At 40.4% G+C, this 15,133-nt stretch carries 13 protein-coding genes and 2 pseudogenes; 7 read left to right on the forward strand and 8 right to left on the reverse strand.

Annotated elements, in window-relative coordinates; genetic code table 11:
- Positions 1-114 precede the first annotated feature (114 nt).
- The 4 genes from H5232_RS19670 to H5232_RS19685 all read right to left on the reverse strand — a co-directional run bounded on the left by H5232_RS19670 (position 115) and on the right by H5232_RS19685 (position 4,062).
- The gene (locus H5232_RS19670) at positions 115-1,305 is read right to left on the reverse strand and encodes an amino acid aminotransferase (RefSeq protein ID WP_149983417.1); all 1,191 of its coding nucleotides are present in this window, start codon (positions 1,303-1,305) and stop codon (positions 115-117) included.
- Between the two features lie 79 nt (positions 1,306-1,384).
- Positions 1,385-2,044, reverse strand: a complete 660-nt coding sequence (locus H5232_RS19675) for a histidine kinase (protein ID WP_182740821.1) — start codon at positions 2,042-2,044, stop codon at positions 1,385-1,387.
- A gap of 54 nt (positions 2,045-2,098) precedes the next feature.
- The gene (locus H5232_RS19680) at positions 2,099-3,757 is read right to left on the reverse strand and encodes a fused response regulator/phosphatase (RefSeq protein WP_182740822.1); all 1,659 of its coding nucleotides are present in this window, start codon (positions 3,755-3,757) and stop codon (positions 2,099-2,101) included.
- On the reverse strand, positions 3,757-4,062 hold the full coding sequence (locus H5232_RS19685; RefSeq protein ID WP_145240332.1) for an STAS domain-containing protein: 306 nt from the start codon (positions 4,060-4,062) through the stop codon (positions 3,757-3,759). Before H5232_RS19685 ends, H5232_RS19680 begins: the two co-directional genes overlap by 1 nt.
- 157 nt (positions 4,063-4,219) lie before the next feature.
- On the opposite strand from H5232_RS19685, the gene H5232_RS19690 reads away from it, so the two are divergent.
- The 3 genes and pseudogenes from H5232_RS19690 to H5232_RS24385 form a co-directional block, all read left to right on the forward strand.
- Complete coding sequence (locus tag H5232_RS19690) at positions 4,220-4,549, forward strand: stress response translation initiation inhibitor YciH (RefSeq protein ID WP_145240330.1); 330 nt, start codon at positions 4,220-4,222, stop codon at positions 4,547-4,549.
- 140 nt (positions 4,550-4,689) lie between these two features.
- On the forward strand, positions 4,690-5,241 hold the full coding sequence (locus H5232_RS19695) for a hypothetical protein (protein WP_182740823.1): 552 nt from the start codon (positions 4,690-4,692) through the stop codon (positions 5,239-5,241).
- 481 nt (positions 5,242-5,722) lie between these two features.
- Positions 5,723-7,038 (forward strand): annotated as a pseudogene (locus tag H5232_RS24385) (IS3 family transposase); the annotation flags it as partial.
- A 209-nt stretch (positions 7,039-7,247) separates the two neighbouring features.
- On the opposite strand, the gene H5232_RS19710 reads toward H5232_RS24385, so the two are convergent.
- Positions 7,248-8,222 (reverse strand): transposase, encoded by a 975-nt coding sequence (locus H5232_RS19710; RefSeq protein WP_182798424.1) that lies wholly within the window; start codon positions 8,220-8,222, stop codon positions 7,248-7,250.
- Between the two features lie 692 nt (positions 8,223-8,914).
- On the opposite strand from H5232_RS19710, the gene H5232_RS19715 reads away from it, so the two are divergent.
- From H5232_RS19715 to H5232_RS19725, 3 genes are all read left to right on the forward strand, one after another.
- Complete coding sequence (locus H5232_RS19715; protein ID WP_182719627.1) at positions 8,915-9,781, forward strand: alpha/beta fold hydrolase; 867 nt, start codon at positions 8,915-8,917, stop codon at positions 9,779-9,781.
- 836 nt (positions 9,782-10,617) lie between these two features.
- Entirely contained in the window at positions 10,618-10,896 is a 279-nt protein-coding gene (locus H5232_RS19720) for a type II toxin-antitoxin system RelE/ParE family toxin (RefSeq protein ID WP_182740827.1), read from the forward strand.
- Entirely contained in the window at positions 10,896-11,189 is a 294-nt protein-coding gene (locus H5232_RS19725) for a HigA family addiction module antitoxin (protein ID WP_182719628.1), read from the forward strand. The genes H5232_RS19720 and H5232_RS19725 overlap by 1 nt, the downstream gene beginning before the upstream one ends.
- 458 nt (positions 11,190-11,647) lie before the next feature.
- On the opposite strand, the gene ggt is transcribed toward H5232_RS19725, so the two are convergent.
- Positions 11,648-13,318: a gamma-glutamyltransferase gene (gene ggt / locus H5232_RS19730; RefSeq protein ID WP_182831376.1), complete on the reverse strand. Its 1,671-nt coding sequence runs from the start codon at positions 13,316-13,318 to the stop codon at positions 11,648-11,650.
- Between the two features lie 92 nt (positions 13,319-13,410).
- Positions 13,411-13,947 carry a GNAT family N-acetyltransferase gene (locus tag H5232_RS19735; RefSeq protein ID WP_182831377.1) on the reverse strand — a complete coding sequence of 179 codons (537 nt, stop codon included), beginning with the start codon at positions 13,945-13,947 and terminating at the stop codon, positions 13,411-13,413.
- A 95-nt stretch (positions 13,948-14,042) separates the two neighbouring features.
- Between H5232_RS19735 and H5232_RS19740 the strand changes: the two genes are divergently transcribed.
- Complete coding sequence (locus H5232_RS19740) at positions 14,043-14,411, forward strand: hypothetical protein (RefSeq protein WP_182761078.1); 369 nt, start codon at positions 14,043-14,045, stop codon at positions 14,409-14,411.
- A gap of 182 nt (positions 14,412-14,593) precedes the next feature.
- Here H5232_RS19740 and H5232_RS19745 read toward each other — a convergent pair.
- Positions 14,594-14,686, reverse strand: a pseudogene (locus tag H5232_RS19745) (transposase); the annotation flags it as partial.
- Between the last annotated feature and the right edge of the window lie 447 nt (positions 14,687-15,133).

The raw sequence follows: 15,133 nt of genomic DNA on the forward strand, positions 1-15,133 counted from the left end.
GGTTCTAGGTTCTAGGTTCTAGGTTCTAGGTTCTAGGTTCTAGGTTAAAAAATAAAACCGCACAACAATAAGTTAGTGCGGTTTTTTATTTCAATAAACGCTATTTAAATAAGATTATTTACAAACATCTGCAACAGCATTTGCAAAGTAATCGATATTAGCTTGACTGATACCCGCTACGTTAACGCGGCTTGAACCAACAATGTAGATACCGTATTCTTTTTGCAGGCGCTCAATTTGTTCTTTATTAATACCTAAGAAAGAAAACATACCGTGTTGACGGTCAATAAATGAGAAGTCTTGAGCAATCTCTTTTGCCGCTAGACTGTCTTTGATCAAAGTACGTAGGCCATTGATACGGTTACGCATTTCATCAAGTTCACTGTGCCATTGTTGTGTCAGTTCTGTACTGCTTAAAATAGTATTTACAATATCTGCACCGTGCGCAGGTGGCATTGAATAAATGCTACGTACCACACTTAACATAACAGAGTTTGAAATGTCTGCTGTTGCACTGTCTTTAGCAATAATTGAACATGCACCAATACGCTCGCGGTATAAACCAAAGTTTTTCGAACATGAAGAACAAATGATTAACTCATCAACTGCATTGGCTAAAATACGTAAACCGTTTGCATCTTCTTCAAGGCTAGAACCAAAACCTTGATATGCAATATCAACCAGCGGTGTAAAGCCAACATCTTTTGCCAGTTCAGCAACCGTGTTCCACTGTGCTTCGTTTAAGTCCATACCACTTGGGTTATGACAACATGCGTGCAGTAATACCACATCACCTTTTGGCACTTGGGTAAGGGTTTCGATCATTTCATCAAATAATAAATCTTTGTTTTCATAATCGTAGTACGGGTATTCTTTAACTGTTAGGCCAGCGGCTTCAAACAAGCTAATGTGGTTTGCCCAAGTAGGATTAGTAACCCATACTGTCGCACCTGGATTACAGCGAACTATAAATTCAGCTGCAACTCGCAGTGCACCTGTACCGCCTGGTGCTTGTGCTGTACGAACACGATTAGCTAATAACGCTTGGTGCTCACCTAATAATAGGTTTTCCATTTTTTGGCAGTAATCTAAGTTACCCGCCAAACCAATGTATGATTTGCTAGTTTCGTTTTCAAGACGAAACGCTTCAGCTTTTTTAACTGCTTTTAATACCGGCGTATTACCGAATTCGTCTTTATAAACACCAACCCCTAAGTCAATCTTATTTGGGTTAGTATCTTGCTTATAGGCCGCCATAAGGCCAAGAATAGGATCAGTGGGTAATGGTTTTAATACTGAGAACATTGACTATCTCTTTCATTATTTAGGGGTTAGCTGTTGCACTTAGCTTAACATAAAAGCTCACTAGATTGACTAGTGTTATTTACACTAAAAAGTGAGGAATTTTAATACAGCACGCAATTAATAGCGCTAATGTTTGCTGGTTGAAAAAATCGTTATTAAAGGCTTCGCCATCAACAATACCAACGCAGCGATTTGCACTGTCAAAAAGCGGTAAACAGGCTTCTGATTTTACTTTAGGGTCGCAAGTATAATATTCACCACCCGCAGCCAAATACTGCTCAACGTTGTTGATCACTCGCCCTTTACTACTCAGTGCCACCTGCACATTATTACTACCAGCAGCAAATGCTTCGGTAAGCGGAAAAAGCGGTCGACTTGGCGCGCCAAAGTAAGTCAGTTTAAGTAATTGCTGACCCTCAGGTGTTGCTGTACTTTGGTAAATGCCGTACCAATCAACCTTAGTTTGCGCTACAACGTAATCAACAATCAGTTGTAATTGAGCAAGCTTTTGCGTGGTGTGCTGATCTTGCGGTAAAAAATCAGTGAGTTTAAACGGCTCATCTTGTAAGTAACCAAATAAACTGCACGCCCCGCCTTCACCCAATTCTGGTATTTGATATTGCCAGCGTACCGCAGGAAGCGACTGATTTGATAAATAGCTTTCGAGCTTAGTAAGCTCAGCAGAGACTAACTGAGCAGGCACATCTAACTGCGCAAGAGATAAATAAGAAGAAACCATTTAGCCATCCAAACATCTAAAAAAATGAATCATAGCATGGCTAAACAATCACGACTAGCTTTGTTGTTGCACCAATCGATAACACATTTCAATTTGATTACCCGATGAGTTATAAGTCACCTGCTCTGCTATTTCTTCTAATATCGATAACCCACGACCGTGCTCGCGATTATTACTGTTAGCATTACTGTCGGTGCTTGCAAAACCATTGCCAGAATCGCAAATTATAAAATACAGGCTCAATGTATCAGGGCAATAACGTATATCCACAATGATCAATGCATCAACGAGCTTAGCTAATGTTGCTTCTCGAAGTTGATAATACTCAATAAAACCATCCTCTTTATTTTTAATCGCTGAATCGAGTCCTAATACACCGTGATCAAGTGCATTGTTATATGCCTCAGAGAGCAGTAAAAAAATATCAGAGCGGTGCTCTTTTAGCCCGCCAACTTGAGTGAGCACTTCAACGATTTCAAGCACCGGGTCGGTTTGTTTTATTTGCTGTGAATTAAGCGTTAAAGAAAAATTAAAGGGTAACCGAGAGTAAGCGGCTTGCTCTTCAGCCGCAGCAGGAACCGCCATGCAATTAAAAAGCACTAAACTAAGGTCATCCTGTTGTTTGCTACCATGAGCAAACTTGGTCACTTGCCCGATCACATCTTGACTAGTCACTTTAGGCTTGCTTGCAAGTGCCTTTATAAAGCGTTGCTCTGCAAAAAATTCACCGTCTGCATTGGTGGTTTCTATAATACCGTCGGTGGCCAGCGCCAAACGCATACTGCTATCAACTTCAAAATGAATTAATTCACGTTCAAATTCGTCGCCTTCTAAAATCCCTAAAGCCATGTGCTGTGACTCTAAGGTTTTTAATACGCTTCCTTGTTGATCAATTAAATAAGCGTCAGGCAAGCCACCAAGCCAAGCTGAAACACTTTTCCCGGAGCTACTTAACTCAATAATTGTCGCGGCACAAAACATATGACCGGGCAATAATTGTACTAATACGGCATTAACTTCTGCGGCAATATCACTGACCGCCATGCCTTTATTAACCATAGTGTAAAACACTTTCGATGCCGGTAATGCCCCCACCGCAGCTGCTAAACCATGGCCAGTAAAATCCCCCAGCATACAATACAAACTACCAATTGGACTTTGCCCAACCAAACACATATCACCATTAAACATAGAAGCCGGTGAAAGATGAAAATCAATGTTGTTGGTAAACTTATTTTGGTTTTCTAAGGCATTATTAAAAATATGCTCAACTATTTCGTGCTCGCGCTCGGTTTGATTGTAATGATATTCTAATAACTTATTTTGTTCGTGGGTCTTTAAGCTCAGCTTACGGGTGCGGCTATGAGCTTTTATTTTCGCGGTTAAAATTACTTTATCAAACGGTTTATGAATAAAGTCATCACCACCGACCTCTAAACAACGTTCAAAACTGTTTTGATCTTCCAAAGAGGTTATAAAAATAATTGGTAGGTGAACATCGTTGTATAACAGCTTAATTTTTGTCGCTGTTTCATAGCCATCCATTACTGGCATTATTACATCGAGTAGCACAATATCAATGCTTTGCTGTGCTAATATTGCTAATGCTTCAACACCGTTAGCGGCAGTCGATACCTCGTAATTTTGTTGCACCAGCATTACTTTCAAAAGCGTACAATTAAGTGGCTGATCATCAACAACGAGAATATGCATTAATCAATATCAAACTTTTTATCAAAACGTGATATTTGCAGGATTTTTTTCAGTTGCGGCTGACAATTACTGATTTGAATTGCATCAACTGAGGTACCCAAGGTCTTTTTCATATTCAGTAACATACCAAGTGCGGAGCTATCCATGTAATCTGTTTCTCGCAAGTCAATTACGACCTTAGCGGTTTTTTCATTGATATCGGAATACGACTGTCGAAATGACTGCACTAAATTAAAGTCGAACTTCCCTTTAATTTGAATAGTCAGTGTAGCACCATCTGCTGATGCACTCTTACTTAGACCCATTAGTTAACTCCTGCTCAGATTATCCATTCTTAATTAGTATTAAATATAACTTGTTAATGATAAATCACCAAAAATAAAACACCCTATGCACAAATTTGTTTTAGATTTGATATTATCTAGGCCATTGTTTATTTAACTTTTTAAATGCAGGTTAAGCATGAGTGATAGTAATCTCGTTTATTCAACCGAAACAGGCCGTATCAGCCAACCAAAACCAAGCACAGAAGTGGCTAGTAAAGTATTTAAAGACGGCGCCCTGCGCATCGAACGCCAAACCAAAGGCCGTAAAGGTAAAGGTGTTATGTTGGTAACTGGTATTGACAGCGAGCAACACGATTTAAAAAAACTCGCCAAAACCATTAAAAGTAAAATGGGCCAAGGCGGCGCGGTAAAAGACGGCATCATTGAAGTACAAGGCGACGACCGCGAAAAACTCAAAGCCATCCTCGAAGCACTTAAATTCAAAGTCAAAATTGCCGGAGGGTGAGCCGCCGGTTTGCCTATAAAAAGCAGAGACTTGATGACCTAATTGCATATATGTACTTTCTTAATTTATGATCAATGTATTGTAATACAAAGAAAAACATCAGAGATAAAATTGTCTACTCCCACACAAAGAGAGCTTAAATGATATTAGATAATCTACCCAATAAAAAACTAGTCTCTGCTCTAAAAGCTAGTGCAGCTTTGGATATAGAGCTTTGTGAAGACGAATACCTAAGGTGCTTTTCTTACAAAGCTAATTGGGCGCCAGGGATAGACGTTGCTTCATATGAAAATGGTGGTGGTGATGAAATCGTCATTGTCATAAAAGGTGATGCTATTTTAATTAAAGGCTTCGATCATGAATCAGAAGTTAGTCCTCATGCTCAAGAAGAGTTTAGAATTTGGCCAGGGATGTATGAAGGGGCTCCTGAAGAACTGCTCGGCGTTTTAGATAACGATTTCTTCGAAATAGCTCATGTGACCTTTTGTTTTTGGCGTACTTCCAACTCAGGGTCATGGCAACAAGGAACTGTTAATTTCCAAAACAATGAAGATAACGGAGCTAGTTGGCTGCTCCCTGCAATCACTATAACTCCAGAATATTTTATTGAGTATGCGAAGGACTACTACCAAGATGACTTTAATAAAATAACACCAGCTAGGGTACACCAAGTATTCAGCGAATATGAATAGCACAAAACTTTATCGGTGCTGTTGATACAATAAAACAAAGTAATAAAGTAATAAAGTAGCGTGGTAACTTGCTTCGCTTGTTCCTCGCGATTTAGCCACTCTCATTTTACCGCCAACTGCAGCGTTAATTTAACTGGAGCAACACTCAATTATGGATGATGTATCGAAGCAATTTAAACCAGTAAAAAAACGGTTTTATCTCATATTACTATTAACTGTTGTATGCTTTTCAAGTGGCTTTATTCTTCAATATTTTGATATTAAGTTTCTAAATCCTTTTTATGGTGCATTAATCGGAGTGCTCATATTTAACGTTGGTATTTGGTTGTATTACAGGTGTCCAAAATGTAACTCTATTCCATTTGCATCAGGTAGTGAAGGCGTAGAAATCAGACCTAAACTCTGCCATAAATGTGGTGCTAAATTCAGGTCAAAATAAACTAATAGATAGCAGCAAAGCCAAAGGGACTAATGCGGAGCAATAAAAGACGGCATCATCGAAGTTCAAGCGGTTGAAAAAGCATTATCTCAATGTGATGATGTTCGTCTAGAAGATATTGCAGATGATTTAGGTGTCGGTTATTCAACGTTACAACGCTGGATAGCACTCGCAAAGAAACATCAACTTGAAACACACCAGACGGGTAGCCAAATGACAGCAGAAAAACGACCACAAGACTGGCGTTTAGAAGAAAGACTCAGCGCGATTATTGACTGTGGCCATTTAGATGAAGCAGCCATTAATGAATACTGCCGTAATAAAGGGCTTTATCCGCATCATATTAAGCAGTGGAAGCACGACTTTGCCCAAGGACCTACAACGAAACTAGCTAAATCAGACAGTAAACAGTTAAAGCAAGAAATAAAACAGCTGCAAAAAGAGCTTAATCGTAAAGATAAAGCCTTAGCTGAAACAGCGGCATTACTTGTTCTCAAAAAAAAAGCGGATGCCATTTGGGGTTTCAACGAGGACGATTAACGACGTCGACTGAGCGACATGAATTGATAAAGCTCATTACAGAAGCGCAGGATTCAGGGGCAAGGCAGAAGCCAGTGTGCGAATTACTTGGGCTAACGGCAAGAACGGTTCAGCGCTGGATGGCCGAAGATAAGATGGTAGACAAGCGAACTTGTACGGCAAAGCGGCCGCCCAATCAACTCACTGAGTTAGAGCGACAGCGTATTATCAAAACAGTCAATTCAGCTGAATATGGGCATTTACCGCCGAGCAAAATAGTGCCCAAGTTGCTTGATAAAGGGGTATGGATAGCATCCGAGAGTTCGTTTTATCGGGTTATGAAACGTCACCACCTATTAACGCATAGAGAAAAAGTGAAGCCAAACAGGCAGGTAAAAAAACCAAAAGCACTCACAGCAACCGGTGTGAACGAAATTTACACATGGGATATTACATATTTGCCAACAACGGTTAAGGGCGAATTTTTATACTTGTATTTAGTGATGGATATTTTTAGTCGAAAAATTGTGGGATGGCAGGTTCACGATACACAGTTAAGTGCGCTAGCGGCTGATTTGATGACGGATATTTGCAGTCGAGAGCAAATAAAGCCAGAGCAAGTCACGTTACATTCGGATAATGGCAGCCCAATGAAAGGCGCTACATTATTGGCTACCTTGCAAGAATTAGGCATTGTACCGTCGTTTAGTCGCCCGTCAGTGAGTAATGATAATCCCTATTCGGAGTCATTATTTAAAACGTTAAAATATCGCTCAGACTACCCAGAAAAGCCATTTGAAGATATAAGCGCAGCAAGAGAATGGGTAAGTGGGTTCGTAAAACAAAATTGACACCCATTATAAATAAATGCTGAAGTCATCAAACTTAACCGTGCAAAAAACTGCCTGCCCGCAATTACTCTTCGAGGAAATGTTGTTTGTAATAAATAACGTGACTAATGTCCGTTGAATACTGAATTTTAGACATAGAAAGGCTGCAAATTCGCAGTTTTTGAATTGCTTTAGATGGTTTACTACATCGCTCTATTTTATGCTAATAGCTTTTCACAATTTCTCACGTTTGCTCGCCGCTTTCTATTTAAATGTTCACAGTATCCTTCCTGCGATGTTGGCCTCCCGACTGCGCCATGAAACACCCGTGTAAAGTGGCTCGTGAGTTTTAACCAATTATCTGCTGAGATATTTACCCGCTCCAATAACCGTGAATGAGTATTATCTATATAACCGCGCTTATCTTCTCGTATACAACGACCTGTTAACTCTACAAGTTCTAAATAAGATTTTAACTCAAATGGTAAGCCCTTTGCCATGTGCTGCCTTGGCATACCTGCAAAGCGTAGTAATTGTATTGGTTGTTTACCGTCGGTTGCACTTTCAATCCGTTTTTGTACGCTCGTGTAATCCGATGTTTCTGGTGTGTGAGCTATCTTCGCTCTGATTGGGTTTAAATCAACATACGCCATACATGCAGCCAATGCGGCTTCATCTAACAGTGCTTGTGATTTGAAACGGCCTTCCCAAAATCGCCCTGTACATCCATCTTCTTTATTCGCCCTGCGAGCTATATCTTCATTTAATAATCGCATAAACCAGCTAATACTTGATAAACGCTCACGGTACTCATCGACGGTCTCATTTAAAAAGAAGCATTCTGCTTTCGTTAGCTTGCCCCCTTGAACATATTTATTTGTCAGCATGGTGCCTTTACATAATTTATGCCAACGGATAATAATGGCTTTATCGTTCAGTCGTTTCGCTTTTTTATCATCAACATACAACACTAAGTGCGTATGATTACTCATCACTGCATATGCGCAAACATCAATACAAAACACGTTAGAAAGAGCCAATAGCTTCTCTTCAACCCAACACCTGCGATGCTCATATGATTGGCCAGTAAAACGATCTTCGCCGCATAGATAGGCTCGACGTACGCACCTAGAAATACAATGATAGTACTTTGTATCAGCCAAACTTATCTGACGCTTTCTCGCAATAGCCATGTGACAACCTGCTCATTTATTGTGCTAATAATAAAATTAGTACGTAACTGATACATTGCAAATCATAAGATGGGTGTCTTCTTAGCATCCTTCTATGGGCGGTTCATCTCCCGTTATCAATATTGATCCAAATATCTCTCAATGACACTAAACCTTGTGACGCTAAATAGTCATTACCTAGCGCAATGTTAATTCCTTTTGTTTTGAGCTTCGACAAGGGCCTTCGCTTCCAAGCGCCTACTTTTGGTACTGGTAATTCCACAGGCTATGGCGAGTCGTTCACTGACCCTCCTCCAAGCGTTAGCGCGAATGCGTGTTTATCAGATCTCCCCCTTTTTTACCTATAAAGAACAGGTGCATCGACTTTCTCTGCACAACTGCATCATTTACGGTGGCCGTTAGATCGCATGACTTCGCTATCTTGTGCTAGCTCGTCTCCAGCCTACGCCTCATATGATGTTTTTTCTCATCAGCTCACATTTATTTATCATAAAGAATGCTAGCTGCTTCCTCCAGACTATCTCTCGCGATTTAGCCCTTGCCATTCGCGAGTGTCTATCGTTTAATAATAGCGTGTTATTTAAACGGTGATCTTCCTACAGAGGACTTTCACCTCATAAGTCAATGCCCATGTCGGGCGTACACAATCGTGTCATGCCGAAGTTATGCCTCATCGAGGGAATGGAGTCTAAATGAAATCAATTATATGGTTATTCTCAATTTTTATTAGCTTTGGTGCACCAGGTACAGAGCAAGAGTTACAACCAACAACGTCAGGACTATATGATGTTGGTGGGTTTAAGTTGTATCTTGAGTGCTACGAAAATGACAAGCCTCAATTAATAGTTGAGCAAGGCTTCGGTCGTTCTGGTTCTGATGGGGTTTGGTTGGAGAATATTAAACAATTGAAAAATGATTTCAGTATTTGTTTATATGATCGATCAGGTCTTGGAAAAAGTGAAAAAGGTCCCGTGCCTTTCACCGTCGATGATATGGCTAAAAGGCTAAAAAAACTGCTTCAAGTAGCCGGTGTTAAAATGCCGTATTACTTTACTGGTGGCTCATATGCATCTTATATCATTACGGCATTCAATAACCTATATCCACAAGAGGTTATGGGGGCTGTGCTGATTGATCCACCTCCTTTAGGCTACTTTTACACTATGGGTACAAGGTGGCCTGAAAACTTTAAAACAAACAATGAAAAATTGGAGCGTTTTTATAATTTTGAGCAAAGTGTTCATGATCCAATGTTTGAAAGAGTTCCTGAAAACGTAGATCATATGAAAAGCTACAAAATTCTATCTGAAGCAGCTAAATTCGGTGATAAGCCAATTATAATTTTACGTTCAAAACAGACCGAAGAGCGTTATGACCCTCCTTTTGTTCCCGAGGAAATCGCGAAGTCAATGGACTCCCTATATGCAAATGCAGAGAGTTACTTTAAAAGTTTATCTACAAATAGCCGAATTATCTATTCGGAATCAGAAAAGCATCATCTGCACATCGCAGACCGTGATTTGGTTGTAAAAAGCATTAAGGAACTTGTTAGAAAATGAGGCTTAACAAGTTGCCCAAAATCGCCGCAAACAACGCGGCTGGGACAAATACTCACTGGGCTTCGTCCAACAACGTTCGCATTTGCCCATTGGCAAAGCGTTATGTTTTACGAGGCATCGAGTAGATGAAGCTAATCTATTACTCTAATGCGCAGCGTCTCTGAACCTCTTTATGAATAATTCAATAAAAGATTTTTTGCACAAAGAGCAGAGAATGAGAAGTAAATGAGGATTATCTTAAAGGCTAATATTAGCATGCGTAAAACACGATGCATTAATAAAGGTAAGCTGCTACCTCATCAAATAAGCCACTTAAACACCTGTCATACATTCCAAAACGCCCATTAAAGCAACAGCAAATGCTCTTTTTATATTTTACGTAAAAGTCAGTTGTCGATTGAATCAGAATAGGAACTCGGCTATGGTTAATGCATCAATAAAAATAAATTAAAAACGGGTTATTCTACAAGCTCGTTATACGTTTCAGGAGGCTTGGTTTAATTCCTTAAGTGACTCGGATAAAGATATGGTAAAAAGTATTATATCTGATGCTGTAAATGAATCTGTTTTTGGTTTCCTTTGTGTACTCGATGGTGTCAGGTCAATTTTTGATACAGGTGACTCTAACAACCTAAAGTTAACGCACGGTGACACACTGCTTAACGACATAGAAAATGAATGCTTGCACGATTTGTATAAAACGTATAACAAGCTGTTAAACAAGAACAAAAAACAGTTAGTTTCGCTTCGTTCCACATTTTAGCCCACTGTTTTCATCCGCTTAATTGGGCGATATTTTTATCGAAGAGTGATGCGCATCGCGCTATACTTGTGCCATGATTAAATCTTTCAAACATAAAGGCCTCAAGAAATACTTCCAAACAGGAAGTGTTGCTGGAATTCAGGCCAAACATCAACGCAAATTGCGCATGCAACTTGCAGCAATAGATACCGCACAAGAAATTGATGATATCAATTTACCCGGTTTTAAATTGCCCCCTCTCAAAGGGGATCGTGACGGGATTTGGTCTATTACTGTAAATGGTAACTGGCGCATTACTTTTGAGTTTATCGATGGTAATGCATACATTCTCAATTATGAGGACTATCACTAATGACTATGCATAATCCACCACACCCAGGAGAGTTTATCTATGACGTTTACCTAGAGCCTGCAGGCTTTAGTTGCCGTTATTTAGCTAAACAACTAGATGTAGCATCGTCTACATTAAATAGAGTTCTAAAAGGTCAAAGTGCAATCTCACCAGAAATGGCACTTCGCTTATCTAAAGCCATTGGCAGAACTCCTGAGAGTTGGTTAGCAATGCAAGATAACTACGATCTGTGGCATGCAAAACAACAAATTAATTTAACCAATGTCCACGCAGTAAACTTTGCAGTGCCATAAAAAATAATCGGGTAGCCGGAGGTCTCTAACCTCCAGCCCCCACACCACCCATCATGCACTTTTATTAACAGGAAGTGCTATGGGCGGTTCATCTCCCGTAATGAATATTGATCCAAAGATCTCAATGACGCTAAACCTTGTGAAGCTAAATAGTCATTGCCTAGCGCAATATTAATTACTTTTGTTTTTGAGCTTCGACAAGGGCCTTCGCTGCCAAGCGCCTACTTTTGGTGCTGGTGATACCACATGCTACGGCAAGTCGCTCACTGACAGCCAATTTCATTAAACTGCGTACTGCGCGAGGTAAACTCGCGCCTACGAGTCACTCCCCTAACACCTAGTTACCTAGCTCCTAAAACCTTTTTGTAATTGGGTTTCGTTACCCTCACCCCAACTACAATCGCTTAATTTATCACCAAGCAATCTTACAACTTATGACTTACCGCTTAAAGCTGCGATCAAAACACCATCGCCTTACCCCGCCCTGACGCTTCTGAGCCGGCATCTAGTTTGCCATCACGTTCGATGATCACATGCATATCACCAAAATGGCGCTCGTCTAAGGTGTAGCCCATTTTCTCTAGTGCTTTAACAACGCTTGCATCTAACCCTGCATGATGACGTATGACATTTTTAGGCCAAAGTTGATGATGAAAACGCGGGCTATTTACCACTTCATCGGCGCTCATATTAAATTCAACCGCGTTTAAAATAGATTCGTACACCGAGCTTATTATGGTGGTGCCGCCAGGTGAGCCGGTAACCATTTTAACTTTATTGTCTTTGAGTAAGATAGTTGGCGTCATTGAACTAAGCATACGCTTATGCGGCTGGATTTCATTGGCTTTACCACCGAGCGCGCCAAATACATTCATCACCCCTGGTTTGGCACTAAAGTCATCCATTTCATCGTTAAGCAAAAAGCCCGCGCCAGCAACGACTACACCACTGCCATAACCTAAATTAATGGTGGTGGTATTCGATACTGCATTACCCCATTTATCAACTATAGAAAAATGCGTGGTTTGTTCGCTTTCATATAACCCTGGTTTAATGTTTTCAGTCGTCGATATTTTATCGAGTGTGATGCTGCTACTGCGCTTTTTAAGATAATCCATGGCGATTAATTCGCTCTTTGGCACATCAAAAAAGTCTGGATCACCTAAGTACTCTGCTCTATCAGCAAATACGCGTTTGCCAATTTCTGCTAATAAATGAATATATGCTGTGGAGTTATGCTCAAGCCCTGCTTTGGGTTTAGTCAGCTCGTACATTTTTAACCATTGTATTATTGCTATACCGCCGGAGCTTGGTGGTGGTGATGTAAGTACTTGGTAACCGTTCCAAGCTGCTTTCATTGGGGTACGTGATTTTGCTTGATAGGCTTTTAAATCCGCTTGGGTAATGATCCCGCCATGTTCAGCCATAAAATCGGCAATGATTTTGGCAGTTTCTCCTTCATAAAATCCTGCCTTACCTTGCTCGCGAATACGTTTTAATGTGGCTGCAAGCTCAGGTTGCTTAAAGTTTTGCTTCGCTTTAGCGCTGGCAAAATAATCAGCAAAGTTAATTGTTACGTCTTTTTTAGCCATGCGGGCAATGTAGCGCTCAATACTGCTGGCTAATTTCGGGTGAACAATAAAACCCTGTTCGGCTAACTTTACTGCAGGCTCAACAAGGGTTTTCCAATCAAGTGTGCCGTGTTTTTGATGAGCAAGCCACATACCCGCCACACTACCGGGTACCCCACTGGCGTGAATGCCGTATATCGATTTATTTGCAACCACATTACCTTTGTCATCCAAATACATATCGCGATGGGCGGCAATTGGAGCTGTTTCGCGGTAATCTATAAAGTCGCCTTGCCCGTCTTTTTGGATCAGCATAAAACCACCACCGCCAATGTTTCCCGCTTCAGGTAAAGTAACGGCTAATACAAATTGCGCAGCAATGGCTGCATCAACCGCGTTACCGCCCTGCTCCAAAATGGCTCTTGCTACGTCACTACTGTAACTATCGGGCATAGCCACTGCCGCTTGGGCTGTTTTGCCACTAGCTGCCAATGCAGTTATGTGTAACTGCATTACAACGACACTAAAAATCAGTAAATGTTTTACACCTGCAAACATATTTAATTCCTTGTTGATTTTATTTTTTGATTATTTTATTAACCCCATTAATACACATTCAGTTAACAAGGGTCAAACTACAATGAACAGCTTTACACAAATTTTCGATATAACACGGCTGGTAACTCGCCGAACTCGTCGCTATGGGTATAGTATTCAATAAACTGCAGACCCAGCTTTTCCATCACTTTAATCGAGCCGTTATTGTCTTTTAGTGCAGTGGCGCTAAGTGCCTTGATCTCTGCATTGGCGGTGATCACATCGGCAACGGCTTGCGCGGCTTCACTGGCGTAACCTTTACCCCAACTTGCGCGTTTAAAACGCCAGCCAATTTCAATATCACTAAAATCAGGCTCTGCAGTAAAAAACCCCATTGGCCGAATTAATATCCAACCAATAAAACTGTCATTATCATTAAGGTTAACTTGCCAAAGCCCCCAGCCCTGTTGTGGATTGCGATAGGCTTGCATGCGCGGAATAAAAACGTCTTTGATGGTACTCATGGTCGTCGTCTTGCCACGAGTAAGGTACTCCATAACCTGTGGGTCGTTATCGAGTTCAAACAGTAGCGCACTGTCATTTTCATCCATTAATTTAAAATTAAGTCGTGCTGTTCGAGGTATATTCATTTTCGAGCCTGTATATTGCTTGTTTTAAGATTGCCATCAATACTGTACCAGAGGAAATATTCCTCGGGACATCATTATTATACAAAGGAACGAATATGAACAAATTAGCAAGTTTAGTTTTATTAGGCTGTGTAGCACTAACCGGTTGTGAAGATGCTAGCGAAGCAAAAAAAGATGCCGCAGAAGCTAAAACTGAGGTTAAAAAAGCACTTAATGATGCATGGGATGAAGTAAAAGAAACCAGCAATCAATTTAAAGGTGAATCACTTGATGAGCTACTGCAAGAAAGTAAAAAACTTGGCCTTGATATGTATGATGATGGCAAAGAGGTGGCTTTAGATGCCTGGATTGAAAGTAAAGAAGCAGCAGGCGAGTTAACTGAAAAAACCAAGCAAAAAGCCCAACAGCTCGTTGACGAATTACAAGCTGCACGTGAAGAACATAACAAAGAAAGTAATAACTAGTTTACCTGCGGCCTATAGTTTACTGAGGTAGCCCCTACTATTGTAACTATGGACTGACTAACAATTTAATAAACATCCCCGGGCAAGCCCTTCTGCTAACGCAGTACTCACTTCGTGAGTGGGGTATTTGGTTAGAACATAGCTAACTGATGATCCAAATGGAGTTGGTCATAATTATTTCCTTAGTTTTTCACATACTTTCTTATCATTGATCCGTCACCATGTTTTCCTACCGTATTTGCAAAATAACCATCAGACCAAAACTCTCCACCCCATCACTGGAAAATAAACACTCAATATCACTTTATCAGCAATATTGAGTGTTTCGCCAAACAACAGCTCTACTGGCGTGCAATTTTCAACAAACCATTGGTATTCGAGTCTAGGTAAATAGTTTAATAAATGATTGCTTACAAACTGGTAAGGTGCACGTTGTAGTCACTCAGGCCTCCAATGGATAAATCCATATATCAAAGAACGTAATAGGTATTGATAACTTGGACTAACCGTCGTTTTTCGTCTGTGCGCTACAGCGCTATACTTGAAGTGATGCTAATTTTAATACCAATCGACTTAAATATTTAATCATTCTAGCGCGCTAAATAAAGCGCTAACTGCGTTATAATTTTTTCAAGTAGAACAACTACATGTCAAAATTTACGCCTTGTTATCACTGTATTTATCTGTCGCTATAAATGGTCAGTAACTTAACACGATTGGTA

It is taken from the genome of Pseudoalteromonas sp. SG41-5, from assembly GCF_014164495.1.
Taxonomy (GTDB): domain Bacteria; phylum Pseudomonadota; class Gammaproteobacteria; order Enterobacterales; family Alteromonadaceae; genus Pseudoalteromonas; species Pseudoalteromonas rhizosphaerae.

Coding starts and splice junctions, on each gene's coding strand:
- H5232_RS19685 (WP_145240332.1), bottom strand. CDS start 4,062: ATGGGTCTAAGTAAGAGTGCATCAGCAGATGGTGCTACACTGACTATT.
- H5232_RS19715 (WP_182719627.1), top strand. CDS start 8,915: ATGAAATCAATTATATGGTTATTCTCAATTTTTATTAGCTTTGGTGCA.
- H5232_RS19725 (WP_182719628.1), top strand. CDS start 10,896: ATGACTATGCATAATCCACCACACCCAGGAGAGTTTATCTATGACGTT.
- H5232_RS19680 (WP_182740822.1), bottom strand. CDS start 3,757: ATGCATATTCTCGTTGTTGATGATCAGCCACTTAATTGTACGCTTTTG.
- H5232_RS19690 (WP_145240330.1), top strand. CDS start 4,220: ATGAGTGATAGTAATCTCGTTTATTCAACCGAAACAGGCCGTATCAGC.
- H5232_RS19735 (WP_182831377.1), bottom strand. CDS start 13,947: ATGAATATACCTCGAACAGCACGACTTAATTTTAAATTAATGGATGAA.
- H5232_RS19710 (WP_182798424.1), bottom strand. CDS start 8,222: ATGGCTATTGCGAGAAAGCGTCAGATAAGTTTGGCTGATACAAAGTAC.
- H5232_RS19740 (WP_182761078.1), top strand. CDS start 14,043: ATGAACAAATTAGCAAGTTTAGTTTTATTAGGCTGTGTAGCACTAACC.
- H5232_RS19670 (WP_149983417.1), bottom strand. CDS start 1,305: ATGTTCTCAGTATTAAAACCATTACCCACTGATCCTATTCTTGGCCTT.
- H5232_RS19695 (WP_182740823.1), top strand. CDS start 4,690: ATGATATTAGATAATCTACCCAATAAAAAACTAGTCTCTGCTCTAAAA.
- H5232_RS19675 (WP_182740821.1), bottom strand. CDS start 2,044: ATGGTTTCTTCTTATTTATCTCTTGCGCAGTTAGATGTGCCTGCTCAG.
- H5232_RS19720 (WP_182740827.1), top strand. CDS start 10,618: ATGATTAAATCTTTCAAACATAAAGGCCTCAAGAAATACTTCCAAACA.
- ggt (WP_182831376.1), bottom strand. CDS start 13,318: ATGTTTGCAGGTGTAAAACATTTACTGATTTTTAGTGTCGTTGTAATG.